Annotated in this window: 11 protein-coding genes; 3 read left to right on the forward strand and 8 right to left on the reverse strand. The window is 34.0% G+C overall.

From position 1 onward, the window contains the following. Positions 1-87: 87 nt before the first annotated feature. Genes CW751_RS04595 through CW751_RS04605 form a run of 3 tightly spaced genes read right to left on the reverse strand, consistent with a single transcriptional unit; the run spans position 88 to position 4,269 of the window. The gene (locus tag CW751_RS04595) at positions 88-1,650 is read right to left on the reverse strand and encodes a T9SS type A sorting domain-containing protein (RefSeq protein WP_101333821.1); all 1,563 of its coding nucleotides are present in this window, start codon (positions 1,648-1,650) and stop codon (positions 88-90) included. A 6-nt stretch (positions 1,651-1,656) separates the two neighbouring features. Further along, complete coding sequence (locus CW751_RS04600; RefSeq protein WP_101333822.1) at positions 1,657-3,156, reverse strand: T9SS type A sorting domain-containing protein; 1,500 nt, start codon at positions 3,154-3,156, stop codon at positions 1,657-1,659. Positions 3,157-3,177: 21 nt separating this feature from the next. Continuing rightward, positions 3,178-4,269 carry a hypothetical protein gene (locus tag CW751_RS04605; protein WP_133122123.1) on the reverse strand — a complete coding sequence of 364 codons (1,092 nt, stop codon included), beginning with the start codon at positions 4,267-4,269 and terminating at the stop codon, positions 3,178-3,180. A gap of 136 nt (positions 4,270-4,405) precedes the next feature. Between CW751_RS04605 and CW751_RS04610 the strand changes: the two genes are divergently transcribed. Beyond that, positions 4,406-7,198, forward strand: coding sequence for a sensor histidine kinase (locus CW751_RS04610; protein WP_101333824.1), 2,793 nt, complete (start codon positions 4,406-4,408; stop codon positions 7,196-7,198). Beyond that, positions 7,191-7,913, forward strand: coding sequence for a LytR/AlgR family response regulator transcription factor (locus CW751_RS04615; RefSeq protein ID WP_101333825.1), 723 nt, complete (start codon positions 7,191-7,193; stop codon positions 7,911-7,913). The genes CW751_RS04610 and CW751_RS04615 overlap by 8 nt, the downstream gene beginning before the upstream one ends. Positions 7,914-8,577: 664 nt before the next feature. On the opposite strand, the gene CW751_RS04625 is transcribed toward CW751_RS04615, so the two are convergent. The 5 genes from CW751_RS04625 to CW751_RS04650 all read right to left on the reverse strand — a co-directional run bounded on the left by CW751_RS04625 (position 8,578) and on the right by CW751_RS04650 (position 14,572). Continuing rightward, positions 8,578-10,725 (reverse strand): prolyl oligopeptidase family serine peptidase, encoded by a 2,148-nt coding sequence (locus CW751_RS04625; RefSeq protein ID WP_101333827.1) that lies wholly within the window; start codon positions 10,723-10,725, stop codon positions 8,578-8,580. A gap of 217 nt (positions 10,726-10,942) precedes the next feature. Beyond that, the gene (locus CW751_RS04630; protein ID WP_101333828.1) at positions 10,943-11,428 is read right to left on the reverse strand and encodes a nucleotidyl transferase AbiEii/AbiGii toxin family protein; all 486 of its coding nucleotides are present in this window, start codon (positions 11,426-11,428) and stop codon (positions 10,943-10,945) included. Then, the gene (locus tag CW751_RS04635; RefSeq protein WP_101333829.1) at positions 11,428-11,613 is read right to left on the reverse strand and encodes a hypothetical protein; all 186 of its coding nucleotides are present in this window, start codon (positions 11,611-11,613) and stop codon (positions 11,428-11,430) included. The genes CW751_RS04630 and CW751_RS04635 overlap by 1 nt, the downstream gene beginning before the upstream one ends. A 161-nt stretch (positions 11,614-11,774) precedes the next feature. Continuing rightward, positions 11,775-12,260, reverse strand: a complete 486-nt coding sequence (locus CW751_RS04640; RefSeq protein ID WP_133122124.1) for a hypothetical protein — start codon at positions 12,258-12,260, stop codon at positions 11,775-11,777. A 314-nt stretch (positions 12,261-12,574) separates the two neighbouring features. Further along, a complete protein-coding gene (locus tag CW751_RS04650) occupies positions 12,575-14,572 on the reverse strand; it encodes a urocanate hydratase (protein ID WP_101333832.1) in 1,998 nt (665 codons plus the stop codon). 362 nt (positions 14,573-14,934) lie between these two features. Between CW751_RS04650 and CW751_RS04655 the strand changes: the two genes are divergently transcribed. Further along, positions 14,935-16,161, forward strand: coding sequence for an ATP-binding protein (locus tag CW751_RS04655; protein ID WP_101333833.1), 1,227 nt, complete (start codon positions 14,935-14,937; stop codon positions 16,159-16,161). The last annotated feature ends 63 nt before the right edge of the window (positions 16,162-16,224 follow it).

Below are 16,224 nucleotides of genomic sequence, written 5' to 3' on the forward strand. Positions count from 1 at the left end.
ACGCAGCGTTATTAAAAAAAGCCAGCTGCGAAATCTTCACAACTGGCTAATTTCATTAGCAATTGGCTAATACGAGAAGTAATGAATTCATTTTACTATTTTGAGTGATTGGGTTTTCTTACCAACACACTTAACATCAATGAAGTAAGCGCCTGAATATAAAGTTGATAAGTCACATATCCAACTCTTCGAATTCACCTCTTGTGATTCATAAACCACTTGACCCATCGTGTTTCTAATTACTACATATTCAATTGTAGAATTCGCATCAACTTGTACTTCTTCAGTAAAAGGATTAGGAAACACGTTAAAATTAACTTCTGCAACGCGCTCTATACTTGCTGTTTCATCATATTGATACGCACCAATCGAGAGGTAACCCAGCCCATCAAATCTTGGGTTTCCAGCTAAATCTATTGTTGGATATGCTTGTCCTGGATATGGATTATTTAAATACTGGTTATCGTAGTAATTTAAATCTCCAATAGTTTGATAAGTCGCTATTGGAGTAAAGTCTTCATTCGATGCATCAACAAAAGGAGAAGAAGTTACTTCATGGGTATTTAGCAAGTTTAAATTATCTGCAAAATCCTGTACGTTTTGATTAGAACTTGTATTGGAAATATTCAATTCACCAGTTACACTACTACCTTGTATACTCTCTCCAAATATATCTGTTACGCCAGGGTTATTATAAAAAATATTATTGTTTACAAGTGCGTGAAGCGAACTCCCTCCACCTCCGTGTTGATAGACGATAAGTGATGAAACATTATTTGCATTATATCCGTTTTGTGGGTTGTTAACGAAGGTGTTGTTTGTCAAAAATAAATCAATATCACTACCACCATAGGCTGTAAACTTTGCACATGTACCCATATGAAATGAAGACTCTGAAGTATTGTTTTTAAACAAGTTATTTATAAAATGAACATCAGCATAAATACTGTTCGAATTTGTAATTCTAAATTCTATGGTGCTAGAAGTTGAAGCATCTGTATTAACATTATCCTCAATTCTATTATTAAACATGTAGAATCCACTAGTATTGAAGTCAGTATAATACGATACTCCAGCTCTGCTATTCGCAACATTTTCTCTAATGATACAATTCGAAATTTGCAAGTTTTCAAGTGAACTACTAATTACATTAATTCCACCGCCCGATTCAGTTGTACTATAAGCACGTTCTATAATTAAACCGTCAAACAAAGCACGGTTAGAACTTTGAACTTTAAATACATGTGCTGCATTATCATACATCATATATGAATTTGAACTACTTGGAGCTCCTGTATCATTCCAACCTACATCTCCGCTTATAATTGTTGGGTGGTTTGAAATATCCCTTTGATTTAGATCTGTTTCATTACCTGCAAACCCACCATATAATAGAGCATTATTATCCACTATGAAGCTTTGAGTATTGGATAGTCTTGTGTAGAAGCCTTCTGCAATCCATATTTCTGATCCATCATAACTACTAGAACTTGCTACATGCAAAAGCGCGTCGTTTAAATCTGTGAAGGCATCTGCCCATGAACTTCCATCATTATTACCGGTTGCATCATCATCTACATAAAGTCTATTTAACGCTGAAGCCGACAAGCTTATTGCAATAGCCAAAAATGTTGTGTACAATTTTTTCATTTTCAGTTATTTTTTGATTAACTTATATTTCGATTGAACCCCATCTGCTTCTATTGTTACAAAATAAACTCCAGGAGCATCGTTCAAGTTGAGATTTACTTTTTGTGTAGATTTATAACCATTAGAATATACTTCTTTTCCAGTAATGTCCGTAATGTAAATTGTTAAAGATTGAATCGTTTCTCCCAAGTTTATTGTGAAGTCACCATTTGTAGGATTAGGATAAATAGAAATATTCAAAGCAGAATCAAAATCTTCAATCCCAGCTGTACCACAATTTTCACTCCAAGATGCAGTAGCGTCTTTTAACCAGCCTTCGCCTTGAACCCAAGGGGTAGGTGTATACCCTGTATCGTGTTGAATACAAGTTAAGTTAGGATTATTAAACGCAGTCATCATTGTCATATTATTGTTGTTTCCATTGGCGACATTTAAACTGGTTAATTGGTTAAAAGTACAATTTAATGTTAATAAAGCTGTATTTGCTGAAACATCTAAATTAGTTAATTGATTTGAAGAACAGTTTAATACTGTTAAAGCAGTAAAAGCTTCAATTCCTGTAAGGTCGCTTATCCCTTGACTTGGTATTTGTATATTTCCTGTGTAGGCTTGCGCTTCTGTTTCGCAAATTTCACCATCTCCGTCTGTATCTATCGGGGAAATTCCTGCACCTGTAATTGTTGTACCATGTTCTAATAACGCAGTTTTAAAGTTGGCATCGGGTATGTTTACAATGTTCGCACAGCTTGAAGTGTTTTTTTCGTTATACAATGCAGTTATATCCGCTTGATCAATTGGAAACTCATAAAAACGGAAATTGTCAATTTTTAAATCTTGAGATGTACCATTTCCTGTAGTCTGTGAAGGTAAATAAATGTCTAAACCTCCAAAAACCCAAACATTACTTAAACTAACTACATTTTGATTATCTATAATTTCAATATCATCAAGATAGGCACGTAAATAATACTTTCCTCCAGTTGTCCAATAAACCAATTTTACGGCTAAATGATGCCATTCATTATCTAAATAACTTGCAAAAGAGTTATAAGTACCTGTAGGGCTTGTTCCTTGAGAAACTTGATTAACCGTTAAAGCTGAAGTGTTATTACTGAAGTTCAATACATCAATTGTTAATCCATTACTACTGCCTGGATCTTTTAATTCTAATAATTGAAAATCACCAGTTCCTTGATTTGCTTTAAACCAAAAACTAACTACATATTCTTTTACATTTCCAGAAAAAGTAATGTTTCCTACATTACTAAGTGATGCTCCGTCAGGCGAAATAGCGCTAGTCCCTTGTTCAATTCCTGGAACAAAGGAAGCAGTATGGGATGGAGTTATACCTCCTGCATTATAGGAACTCCCGCTCGTTTCTATGAAATTACCCGTATCAAATTTATATTCTACAACTAAATCTTGAGTTGGTATTTGTTGGGCATTTAACTCCTTCCCTAAAAGAGAAAGCCCAACAGCCGATAATATCAGAATTGTTTTTTTCATTTTTAAATTAATTTATTTTGATTAGTTTTTGTATTTCATTGCATCATTTGGATTCACGTAGTAGATTCTTTGGTCGTTATACAACATGTACGTTTTTCCAAAGTCTCCTCCTCCAACATAATCTTGAGCGATGTAAAAACCTTCGCGTTTATAATTACCTTGAGGTGTTTTCATTACCACAATAGCTTTGGCTACTCGTTTTAATGTTGCCCCTGTAAAAGGATGTTTTTTAATTTCCCAATCTGTTGAAGTCACATAAGCATAGATTACTTCTTCTTTCCATTTGTACCCTTTTGCAGTTCTTTGAATCAAAGCCAAAGCGTCAGATTTCAAAGCCGCGTCTTTCATTCCTTCTGCAGGCAATGGCTTCGCATCTTTAATTTCATCGTTTTTCCACATGGCACGTAAAGCATCAAATTTTTCAAATACAACTTTAGAAGTGTACTCTACATTTTTTTGATACTCTTTAAACTTTGTAGTGTCTTTGGCAGCGATGATGAAAGATTCTGGTGTAATATTGTTCATCCACTGGTGTCCAATCTCATCATTTTTATGATATACATTAGCACCTATTAAAATTACACCTGGTTCTAACAATAAACATTCTGCATTATACCAAGAAGATGGTCCACCTGTCATTCCCATTTGAAACATTACATTTCCTTTATCAGCGGAACTTTTATATCGATCTGGTACCATTGCATAATTTGAGTTTCCTTCATCCCAATGAATTTGCATCGTGTGTTTTTCTTGATCATATTCAATGGCGAATCCTAAATAGGCTTTTGCAGTATCTTTACTGAATTGATTGGCTGGTGCTTCAATGGCAAACGTGTTGATGAAATAATTCCCAGAAAAATTGATATCGTCTTTATAATCTGCCGTGTGAACTCCTTTGATAATCATTTGTCCATTATCCGCCACAAACAATCGATCATGGTCCGCATAAGTTTGCTCATCTAATTCTTTTTCACCAATTACAGGCATTGATGCAGACTTTACACTCGCTTTAGAATTCTCAATTTTGTTCTTTGCATTTTTTAGTGCACCAAACTGAGCCATAGTGCTGTTACCAAGGCAAAGTAATGCGATAAACAGGGTGATCTTGTTCATTTTGTTCTCTGAGTTTTAATTTAAATTCAAAGCAAATTAAACAAGAAGAGGGCAAATCATCAGCAAGCAATTGCTGAACAACAGATATAATTGCTAAACGACAAAACCATCGATTTTTTTTATATTAATTTTGAATATGTTTAAACATTACATAAAAGCATTCATCACATTTTTACTTTGTTTCCCTCTATTTAGTCAGGAAAATGAACCAATGACTATTCCTATTGACTATGAACATTTCGGAACAGTATATGATATTGTCGAATATAAAGCCAAAAATGAAATATTGATTGCCTCAGAAAAAGGGCTTTTCAGATATACTGGAAAAGTACTCTCTCCACTGCACAGTGAGTCAGATGAAACTTTTCATAAAATATACTTGCAAGAAAACAATATTTTCGCCTTAAGTTTCAACAACAGCATTTATCAATTAAAAAATGATAGTCTTTTACTCATCCAACATTTTGAGGAAAACATCAAAGACATAGTGGTCATCAAAGATTCAATTTTTGTAACTACACCGAACTCACTTTTTGTTGGTCAGAATACTAATTTCAAGAAAATAGATTTTGGAATTGATCAGTATCATCATGGGTTTATCAAAACAAAAAACGCTTATTTCTTAATCCAACAAAGCCATAATACAATTGACTTATATAACCTACAAAAACAATGTAAAATTCCAACACAATTTAAAAAGTCAGTTCGCAAGGTCTTCACATCTGAAGAAAACAATTACCTCGTTTCTGAAAACATGGTTTATGAATTTGATCAAAAATCAGGTCAAATCAATATGCGATTTGATTTACCTATTCGACTTTTAAATGTAAAACTATACGATATTAAAATTCAAAAAAATGGTTTGATTACAATAGGTCATAATGATGGATTGTCAATATGGATTCCTAAGCAACAAAAATGGAAACATTATTACCAAGGAACGCCTATTCATGCTATTTCATTTGATCAATTTGAGAATATTTGGATGGGGACGAAATATGAAGGAGTACTTCAAATTCCTTCTACTGAGATAATGAAAAATGACATGAGCTCAATTCTTCAAAGAAAGGAGAGAATCGTTACTTCTTATTTAACGGAAGAATATCTATTTCTAGGAACGAATCTTGGTTCCTTGATATCATGGAACTTCGCTCAAGGTATTAAGAAAGTAATCCATCTCAGGAAAAACGGAGAGGTTCAATCTATTGTTCATAAAGGTGACTTTTTATATGTTTATTGTGATCAATTATTTGTGATTGATTTAACGACGCAAAGTGTAATTGAATCAGAAAATGTTCATTCTACTAAAGCTATTTTTGTTGACGACGAACTTTTTGTTGCTACTTCTGAAGATTTTCAAAACTTGACAAAATCGATTAAAACGGACAAAGGGAAATGGCATAATTCTATTCACTATTCTAAAGAAGAAAATCTGTTTTATCTAGGAACAAAAACGGGATTAAAAATTGTCAATCGAAATGATTTTTCAGTTGTAACCACAGTGGAAAAAGAACGTAAAATCATTGAGGCACTTCAACTCAACAACGACATTTACCTGTTTGATTTCATTGGGGAAGCTATTGGATATCGCTCAGGGAAAATAACTAACCTACCGATAGACAATATTCGGAAAGTGACTAAAATAGGCGACAATGAAGTCTTATGTTATAATAAAACAGAGGTCGTTTTATACAACGCAAATATTGATCAGGTAAGAAAAATAAATTTTATAGCACAGCTTACAAAAGGGAATGACATTGTTAATATTTCGAAGAATAAGACAGACTTATTTATCACAACATTAAGTGATGTGTATATTATTCATAACTATTCGGAATTCTTATACCAAACTCCTCCAAAAGACTTAGCATTGATCATTAGCCAAAAGAATGGTAAAATCATCACCGAAACCATTAACTTATCTCATAATAACAAGGGAATAGAGTTGTTTTTAAAAACCAATAAAGACCTTTCTTTTTTCACCAATTATGAGTTGTATTACACATTAGGAAACCAAGATGAAAGGACAAAAATAGAAGCCAATCAGCAAAATGCTTTCCAGTTTAATATGGCTTTCGTTCCAGAAGGAAATTCAACATTAGAGTTTATTCTAAAAACCAATGAAAACACAACAAATTATCCTGTAAAAATCTATGTTAATTCTCCTTTTTATAAATCGTTTTGGTTTATTCTCGTTGTTTTTATTTCCGTCATCCTTTTGTTATTCGGCATCCAAAAAAAGAGACTGTCTACCATGAGAAAGGAAAACCTAAAAAGAATACAAGAAGAGCGTTTAAAAGCCAGGGTTTTTAAATCGGAACTAACCGCAATTCGATCTCAGATGAATCCACACTTTGTTTTCAACACCCTTTCATCTATTCAATTGAAAATTGCAAAAAAAGAAACAGGTGCAGCCTTCAAAATGGTTCAGAAATTTTCTTCATTAATGCGTGGAATATTAAACTATTCACAAAAAGAACTGATTTCTTTAAAGCAAGAATTAGACATTCTCAATAACTATTTAGAATTAGAGAGAAATCGATTTGAAGATGAGATGAATATTGAGATGAATATCAATGAAGAAATGGATTTAGAAGACTTTAGAATACCATCATTAATCACACAACCCATTGCAGAGAATTCAATCCATCATGGATTAAAACATAAACATGGCGAAAAGAAGATCAGCATTATTCTTCATAAAATTGATGACTTATCTTACACCTTAGAAATTAGCGATAACGGGATTGGAATAGAAAAAGCCAATCAAATTAACCAAGAAAACAACAAATCTGATTCATTTGCAATGCAAGCGATTAGAAAGCGAATTACATATATCAACTCCCTCAATGAGATTAGTGTTGACTTAGAAGTCTCTTCTACTGACCAAGGAACAAAAACCACCATAAAAGTGAAAGAAAATGATTAAATACATTGTTATCGATGATGAGCCTAACCCAAGAGAATTATTGATTTTTTCAATAGAATCACTCGGACTTCCGTACCAATTAGTAGGTGAGGCTAAAAGTTTGTTAGAAGGGGTTGATTTAATACGAAAAGAGAAACCTGATGTTGTATTTTTAGACATTCAAATGCCCGAACATATTGGACTAAAAATTAAATCATTTTTAAATGAAGAGGAATTCGATTTTAAATTGATTTTTGTTACCGCATACGATCAATATACCATTCAGGCAATTAGACTTTCAGCTTTCGACTATCTATTAAAACCAATAGAACACACTGAGCTTGCTGAATGTTTAGAACGTATTATCAACGAAAAGAAAACAGAAAACACCTATCAGCAATTAAAAACAATTGAGAATCAAAATGTCATCGTAATTAAATCTCATGAAGGAACTTATTTCATCAATATTCACGAAATACTATCCATTACCGCAGATGGAATGTACAGTAAATTTCAACTAAAAGACAAAGTGATACTTTCCTCAAAACCACTTAAAATGTACGAGCAAATACACGATAAATTATACCGCTGTCATCGATCGCATATTATCAATCTCGATCAAATTGAAAAAATAGAAGGTCAAAATGTTGTACTTAAAGGTCATCAGCAATATCCAGTATCACGCAATTATAAAACTGATTTGATAGAAGCCTTGAAAGGGAGAATTGATGATTAGATTATTTTAAATGTTCTCCAAAAAAAACTTGTTTGACAAAAAAATGGTGAATTTGGACTTAGAATTAAAACAAATAAATGACCATTCCATTTTTGCTCAGGGCCTCTTCCTATAGTTGCTTTTTCGAGAAATAAAAAGTTTGCTATAATGAAAACGACTATCAAAATTATGTTTACGAATTTTTTCTTATTTACAACAACAATTATGCAGCCTAGAACGGCCAACAAGGTATAAAAACCAAGATAACTTAAATCTCCTAGCCCATGTCCAAACGAAAGTTGTCCGAGCCACATTAATAAGACCAAAAGGTTTAGGATTGTAATTAATGCGATTGCGGCATATTTGACTGTTTTTTTGTTAGTCTTTCTATTATTCAAGAATAGGTATTTGAAATTTTAATAATTAAAGATAGTTTGCTTTTATGAATTAGCAAGATAACGAGTTAAAAATCCTCATAACAATGGGTAAATCCTCTCCCTTAATCCCTCTCCTAAAAAGAGGGAGACATCTACCCACCTATTTTAAATTACTAACCTAATTTGATGAGGTCATTACCTTAATATATAAAAAAAGCCAGTTGCAAAGTAAACTTCACAACTGGCCAATTTCTATAATTAACATGAGAATCCGAGTATCATCGGATTCATCATTCATCGTTCATAATTCATAATTTCTCCACTCCCATATTATAAAGTGTAAACCCATAAATATCGGCATATTGTTGAATCGTTTTGCTGATTGGTGTTCCTGCACCGTGACCAGCATTTACTTCAATACGAATTAACATTGGTGCATCTCCAGCGTTTTTCTTTTGCAATTCTGCTGCAAATTTGAATGAATGCGCTGGTACTACTCTATCATCGTGGTCTCCTGTTGTAATCATTGTAGCGGGGTAGCTTACTCCTTCTTTCACGTTGTGAACTGGAGAATAACCCAACAAGTAATCCAACATTTCTGGAGAATCTTCTGCTGTACCATAATCATAGGCCCAACCGGCTCCTGCTGTAAATGTATGGTAACGAATCATGTCTAAAACTCCAACAGCTGGCAAGGCAACTTGAAATAAATCTGGCTCTTGCGTCATACATGCTCCAACCAATAATCCTCCGTTTGATCCACCGCGAATTGCTAAATGATCAGAAGAAGTGTATTTATTATCGATTAAGTAATGAGCTGCGCTGATGAAGTCATCAAATACATTTTGTTTTTGCATTTTCGTACCTGCATTGTGCCATTCCTTACCGTATTCTCCACCACCACGAAGGTTAGGAACAGCATAAATTCCACCGTTTTCCATCCAAACTACATTTGCAGTAGAAAAAGAAGGGGTCAAGCTGATGTTGAAACCACCATAACCATAAAGAATTGTTGGATTTGTTCCATCCATTTCAATTCCTTTTTTGTGGGTGATAATCATCGGTACTTTTGTTCCGTCTTTTGATTCATAGAAAACTTGTTCTGAAACAAAGTCTTCAGGATTAAAATCAATTTCTGGTTTCCAATAGTTCTTTGATTCTCCGTTTTCAGGATTGAATTCAAACACACTTCCTGGCGTTACGTAGTTTGTGAAAGAGTAATACAAAACAGTATCTTCTTCTTTTCCACCAAATCCACCTGCCGAACCAATTCCTGGCAAGTCAATTGTTCTGATTAATTTACCATCAAAATCATATTGCTTCACTTCCGTTGTTGCGTCTACCATGTATTGTGCGAATAAATATCCAGCTCCTTTTGAAGTAGAAAGTACATTCTCTGTTTCTGGAATTACGTCTACCCAATTATCTGTCGTTGGATTTTCATAAGTTGTTTTTACCAAACGCTTATTTGGTGCGTCAAGATTTGTTGAAATATAGAAGGTATTATCTTTAGTTGTCAATACTCCTGCATCTTGGTCAAATCCAGTTACCAATGGTTTGATTTCAGCATTTTCATCTGTTAAGTCCAATACACTCAACTCATTTCCTGAAGTTGAAATAGAACCTGAGATGAATAGATATTTCCCGTCTTTAGAAACAGAACCTCCAACATATCTTCTTTTCTGTTCTTCTGTTGCTCCGTAAATTACTTTATCCTCAGATTGTGCTGTTCCTAATTTATGGTAATACAATTTATGCTGATCTGTTTTTGCAGACAATTCACTTCCTTCTGGCTTGTCATAGCTACTGTAGAAAAATCCTTCGTTGTTTTTCCAAGAAAGTCCAGAGAATTTCACATCGATTAATGTGTCTTCTAGGATTTCTTTATTCACCGCATCCATTACGATTACTTTTCTCCAATCCGAACCTCCTTCAGAAATAGCATAAGCAGCCAAAGTTCCGTCTTCTGTGAAAGAAAGTTGACCTAAAGAAGTTGTTCCGTCTTCAGAAAATGTATTTGGATCTAAAAACACTTCTTCGTTTCCTTCTGCATCTTTTCTGTATACAACGTATTGATTTTGTAATCCGTCATTTTTAGAATAATAAACATAATCACCTTTCTTACTCGGGGCTGAAATTCGTTCATAATTCCAAAGCTCCGACAATCTTTCTTTCAGTTGGTCACGGTAAGGAATTTCGTCCAAATAATTAAAAGTTAATTCGTTTTGTGCTTTCACCCATTCCGCAGTTTCGTCACTCATATCGTCTTCTAACCAACGGTATGGATCTGCAATCACTTTGTCAAAAAGTGTATCTGCATCATTGCGTTCTTCCGTTTGTGGATACTCTAAACTTGTTTTCATTTGATTTTCGTCTTCTTTTCCTGCTTGCTCTTGGTTACATCCAATAAGCATACTTCCCAGAATCGGGATGACTAATAGTTTTTTATACATCATTCTCTCTTTTTGAATTGGATAAAGATAAGGAAAATGCTAAGATCACGAGATAAAATCTCGCGATAGCTTGCGATTTTCATATTGATTAGTTGAGGGGTTTTGGGTGTTTTTTGGATGACGGCACGCGGATAACGCGAATACAAGCCACGCAGATTTAAGCGGATTTTTTTATGTAATGAAGTCAATTTATTTCCGTGAAGAATAAGCGCTGAAAAGATTAATCAAAGTTGTTTCTGATTCGTTCTAATTCTTGAATATCTAATAAGTCCTTGGGTCTATTCGACTTTATTTTACTAGAAATAAGATCGTTATAATTCATTACTTTGATATGAATCTCTTTTTCTTCTTTTTTTAATATTGAAGTTTCAGCATTTTTAAAAACCTCATCGAAAGACTTATTTGCTGAAAACTTAGTGATAAGTTCTAAATTTAACGGCTCTCTCGGTGAAAATTTAACGGAGATATTCTGTTTTTGTTCAACGACTTCTTTTGGAAATTGGGTCAATTCATATCCCATCTGATTAAAAACCTTAACTAATTTCTTTAAGTTTTCTGAACTGGTTTTAATCCAAAAATCGACATCTGCTGAATGTCGTTTATAACCGTGGAAGTTTACTGCCCCGCCTCCAACCATAACCATTTCTACTTTTTCCTTTTGAGCTAGTTCGTAAAATTGTAAAATATTATTACTCCAATCTTCCATCACTTTTCATCATTCAAAATCACAATAAAGTTTTCTTCCTTTTCCTGTGGTTTTTTGGAAGGAAACTGAGCAAAATAGGGCATTTCATTTAAAAACTCAATTAGTCGCTCACTTGGCTTTAAAGCTAAAAATCGCTTTTCCTCCATTCTATTCGCTTCTTCTTTTGTGGTGTATGAAATTTCCATGACTTTTCCTTATTGATAAATATAAACATTTAAATCCTAAGTTAAGTGGTAAAGTGCTTAAAGAAGAGCTGTTGAATTTCAAAATGTGCTATTACCAATGGAGGAAACAACAAATTTAATAATCGGTACAAAATTATGCAAACAGGGAATGTCTTCAGTGTTTATTCAGAAATAAACATTCTCAAGCCTTTACTCCTCAAAAACTCATTCAATTCAATCTTTTTATCCTCGGGACAAAAGAAGGTTATCTCTGATTTTTTATTTCTCACAAGCTCAACAACAATTATCTCCTTATCTAATTCACCTAAAAACAATACAGGATGCGGATTCAACTGTTGCTTTATTACGAATCTCTTTATGAAATCATAGTTATAAATAATTTTCCTACCACTTAATTTCTCTACTTGTATATAATCATTTTTGAGTATTACATTCTTAATAGCGCTGTCTATAAAAAGGTATAACAACAATAAGAACACCCCAATAAATATAAGTTTTCCTATTAGATTAAAAGAAATAAAAAATGCAAAAAGTATCATTCCTAAAAGAGGAACAACAACTATGGCTTGCAAGAATATTCGCAAGCGTGATTCTCCACTAAATTTCAATTGATAATCGGCTTCCACTACACGATATTGTTTTACCACAAAAATTATGGTAGTTCAAATCTAATTTTTTTATTACCCCGATAGCAAACTCACAAGCAATGGAATAACTAATAATTTTTCTTACATCGTTTCTTTTCATTCTGAATTGGTTAAATATAAGGAAAAACAAGTATTCAAAGACCACTGATTGATTTGGTTCAAGTAGGATGAAGGAACGCGGATTAAGCTGGAGTAAAACACAACAACTTAAAACAAATGGAAAAGGACGGTTGCAAACCGTCCCTGCGTATTCCATTTTTAAATAATTGTTTTGCGTGGATTTTGTTCCATCCAAAATTCATAATTTCAAATTCCTAATCAAACAATGAATCATCCACCAAATTCGGTACGGTAACCTTCAATCGTGGCTCCATTTCCATGGCACGTTTTATTGCAAATGTTGCGCCTTCGTTTCTTGCCCAGTTTCTTCTGGCAATTCCGTTGTTTACATCCCAATGCAACATTGATTTTAATCTTCTGTCAGCATCGGCTGTTCCATCGAGCAACATTCCAAAACCTCCGTTGATGACTTCTCCCCAACCTACTCCACCACCATTGTGTATGGAAACCCAAGTTGCACCGCGGAATGAATCCCCGATTACGTTTTGAATCGCCATGTCGGCAGTGAATTGTGACCCATCATAAATATTTGAAGTTTCTCTGAATGGAGAATCTGTTCCAGAAACATCGTGGTGATCTCTCCCTAAAACTACGGGACCGATTTCGCCTTTTTCGATGGCCTTATTGAAGGCTTCAGCGATTTTCATTCTTCCCAATGCATCGGCATATAAGATTCTTGCTTGTGAACCCACAACTAACTTATTCTCTTGCGCGCCTTTAATCCATTGGATATTGTCGGCCATTTGTTGCTGAATTTCAGCTGGACTTTCTTTCTGTAATTCTTCTAGAACTTGACAAGCAATTTCATCTGTTTTCAATAAATCTGCTGGATCGTTTGATGCACAAACCCAACGGAAAGGTCCAAATCCAAAATCGAAACACATTGGCCCCATGATGTCTTGAACATAGGATGGATATTTGAAATCAATTCCATTTTCTGCCATGATATCTGCTCCAGCTCTTGATGCTTCGAGTAAAAAAGCATTTCCGTAGTCAAAGAAATAGGTTCCTTTTCCTGTGTGATTATTGATCGCATTGGCATGTCGAACAAGAGATTTTTGAACTTCTTTTTTAAATTGTTCTGGATTTTCGGCCATCATTTTATTAGATTCTTCTAAAGAGAAACCAACAGGATAATATCCTCCTGCCCAAGGATTATGCAATGATGTTTGGTCTGATCCTAAGTCCACTTTTACATTTTCTTCATCTAGTTTCTCCCAAACATCAACGATGTTTCCTTGGTAAGCAATTGAAACAACTTCTTTATTTGCTTTTGCTGTTTTAATACGCATCACTAATTCATCCAAATCAGTAATAACCTCATCAACCCAACCTTGAGAATGACGTGTTTGCGTTGCTTTTTCGTTAATTTCAGCACAAACAGTAATACAACCAGCAATGTTTCCTGCTTTGGGTTGTGCTCCTGACATCCCACCTAGTCCGGCCGTTAGGAATAATTTTCCAGCTAATCCTTCACCGTCTTTTGCGATTTTTCTTCCTGCGTTCAAGACAGTAATCGTTGTTCCATGAACAATTCCTTGCGGTCCAATATACATGTAAGAACCTGCTGTCATCTGTCCGTATTGCGTTACTCCAAGTGCGTTGTATTTTTCCCAATCGTCTTGTTTTGAATAATTCGGAATCATCATTCCATTCGTAACAACAACTCTTGGTGCATCTTTATGCGATGGAAATAATCCCATCGGGTGTCCAGAATACATCACTAAAGTTTGTTCTTCCGTCATTTCCGATAAATACTTCATCGTTAATCGGTATTGCGCCCAGTTTTGGAACACCGCACCATTTCCTCCGTAGGTAATTAACTCATGCGGATGTTGTGCTACTGCGTAATCCAAGTTATTATGAATCATCAACATGATTGCTTTCGCTTGCTCGCATTTCCCAGGATATTCCTTGATATCTCTGGCGTGCAATTTATAATTTGGACGATAACGGTACATATAAATACGTCCGTAAGTTTCCAATTCGTGTTTAAAGTCTGGTAATAACTCAGCGTGCTGCTCAGAAGGAAAATATCTCAAAGCATTTTTCAGCGCCAACTTCTCCTCTTCCTTAGAAAGAATTTGCTTTCTTTTTGGAGCGTGATTCACTGAAGAATCATAAGGCTTTGCTGGTGGAACTTTTGAAGGAATTCCTTCTTGAATGTCTTTTTGAATATCTTGTAATGTCATTGATAATGTATTTGTTGATGTAATTATTAATTTTCTGCTTTAACAGTAAAATTAATGATTTTGTGCTTAGTGGCTCGTTGGAAACAGACGATTTTAATAAAGTGGTGCAATTTTGACTAATATTTTACTTTTCGGAGAAGTTGCACTATGATTTTCACTAACTCTATATTCATACTTTTCTCAATAGTTCGGAAAGGTAAAAACAATTTTAAGATATTGAATGCTGGATTTATAGGTTACGAAAGAAAATGTCAATTCCTGAAGAACAGTAAATTATTGTTTCATAATCCAAAAATACTCCCTATAGTGTCGCCGACTATCGACATAATTAGATATATTTGTAGTAAAACAACTACAATAGAATGGAAGATCTGTATGAATACCACGACAATATACTGAGAAGTGTTAGCAATAGATACTTCCGATTTTTGATGGATAAAGTAGATTGGAGTCAACGATTAATAGCCATTAAAGGAGCAAGAGGTGTTGGGAAAACGACGCTAATTCTTCAGTATTTGAAATTTGTTTTAAAAAATGTAGATGCCTCATTATACATAACAGCAGACCATTATTGGTTTTACACTAATAATTTGGTGCAAACAGCAGATTTATTTTACAAAAATGGTGGACGTTATCTTTTTATTGATGAGGTGCATAAATACCCGAATTGGTCAACAGAAATTAAAAATATTTACGATGGTTATCCCGAATTAAAAATTGTATTTACCTCTTCCTCTATCTTAGATATTTATAAAGGAGAGGCTGATTTAAGTAGAAGGTTGATTACTTATGAATTACCGGGTTTATCTTTTAGAGAGTATTTAGAAATGAATCATTCCTTTAAAAAATTACCGCCCATTACGTTGGAAGCCATTCAATACCATTCACGAGAATATATTAACACTGTCTTGGAAGAAATAAGACATCCGTTACCTTTATTTAAAAGCTATCTTAAAACAGGATACTTTCCATTTTCTACAAATGAAAAAGAAGAAAGTACGCTTAAGAAACTGAATCAAATTGTCAATACAATCATTGAAACTGATTTGGCAATTATGCAAGGATTTGATGTGAAAACAGCTTTTAAAATAAAGAAACTATTAGGTGTTATTGCTGAGTCAGTTCCATTTAAACCTAATATTACCGCACTATCAAGGAAGCTCGATGTGAGCAGAGACACAGTTTATCATTGGTTGGTACTGCTAGAAAAAGCAAGATTAGTGAACCTGTTAATGGCAAAAGGTAAAGGAGTTTCCACTTTACAAAAGCCAGACAAACTATTTTTAGAAAATACCAATTGGAATTATTCTTTTCGAAGTCAGGCTAATATTGGAAGTATTCGAGAAACCTTTTTGTTGTCTCAACTTTTAAACGCAGCTTCTGTAGACGGGAAGGCAAATTTCCAAATAAAACTACCAGAAACAGGAGATTTTTATATCGAAGAATACGACTTAACTGTTGAAGTTGGAGGAAAGTCAAAAACATCCAAACAAGTTAAAAATGAGAATAATTTTTTAGTAGCCGCAGATGATATTGAAATGGGAAGAGGAAATAAAGTTCCTCTGTGGTTGTTTGGTTTTTTATATTAATAATTTGGCGTCTATACTTGTTGTGTAGTCTCCATTATTTTAGTTCTTATTAATTCTTGACAC

Source organism: Brumimicrobium salinarum, from assembly GCF_002844555.1.
Classification (GTDB): domain Bacteria; phylum Bacteroidota; class Bacteroidia; order Flavobacteriales_D; family Crocinitomicaceae; genus Brumimicrobium; species Brumimicrobium salinarum.

Excerpts from the sequence above, each read along its gene's own strand:
- CW751_RS04595 (WP_101333821.1), bottom strand. The coding sequence starts at position 1,650 with ATGAAAAAATTGTACACAACATTTTTGGCTATTGCAATAAGCTTGTCG.
- CW751_RS04600 (WP_101333822.1), bottom strand. The coding sequence starts at position 3,156 with ATGAAAAAAACAATTCTGATATTATCGGCTGTTGGGCTTTCTCTTTTA.
- CW751_RS04605 (WP_133122123.1), bottom strand. The coding sequence starts at position 4,269 with ATGAACAAGATCACCCTGTTTATCGCATTACTTTGCCTTGGTAACAGC.
- CW751_RS04610 (WP_101333824.1), top strand. The coding sequence starts at position 4,406 with ATGTTTAAACATTACATAAAAGCATTCATCACATTTTTACTTTGTTTC.
- CW751_RS04615 (WP_101333825.1), top strand. The coding sequence starts at position 7,191 with ATGATTAAATACATTGTTATCGATGATGAGCCTAACCCAAGAGAATTA.
- CW751_RS04625 (WP_101333827.1), bottom strand. The coding sequence starts at position 10,725 with ATGATGTATAAAAAACTATTAGTCATCCCGATTCTGGGAAGTATGCTT.
- CW751_RS04630 (WP_101333828.1), bottom strand. The coding sequence starts at position 11,428 with ATGGAAGATTGGAGTAATAATATTTTACAATTTTACGAACTAGCTCAA.
- CW751_RS04635 (WP_101333829.1), bottom strand. The coding sequence starts at position 11,613 with ATGGAAATTTCATACACCACAAAAGAAGAAGCGAATAGAATGGAGGAA.
- CW751_RS04650 (WP_101333832.1), bottom strand. The coding sequence starts at position 14,572 with ATGACATTACAAGATATTCAAAAAGACATTCAAGAAGGAATTCCTTCA.
- CW751_RS04655 (WP_101333833.1), top strand. The coding sequence starts at position 14,935 with ATGGAAGATCTGTATGAATACCACGACAATATACTGAGAAGTGTTAGC.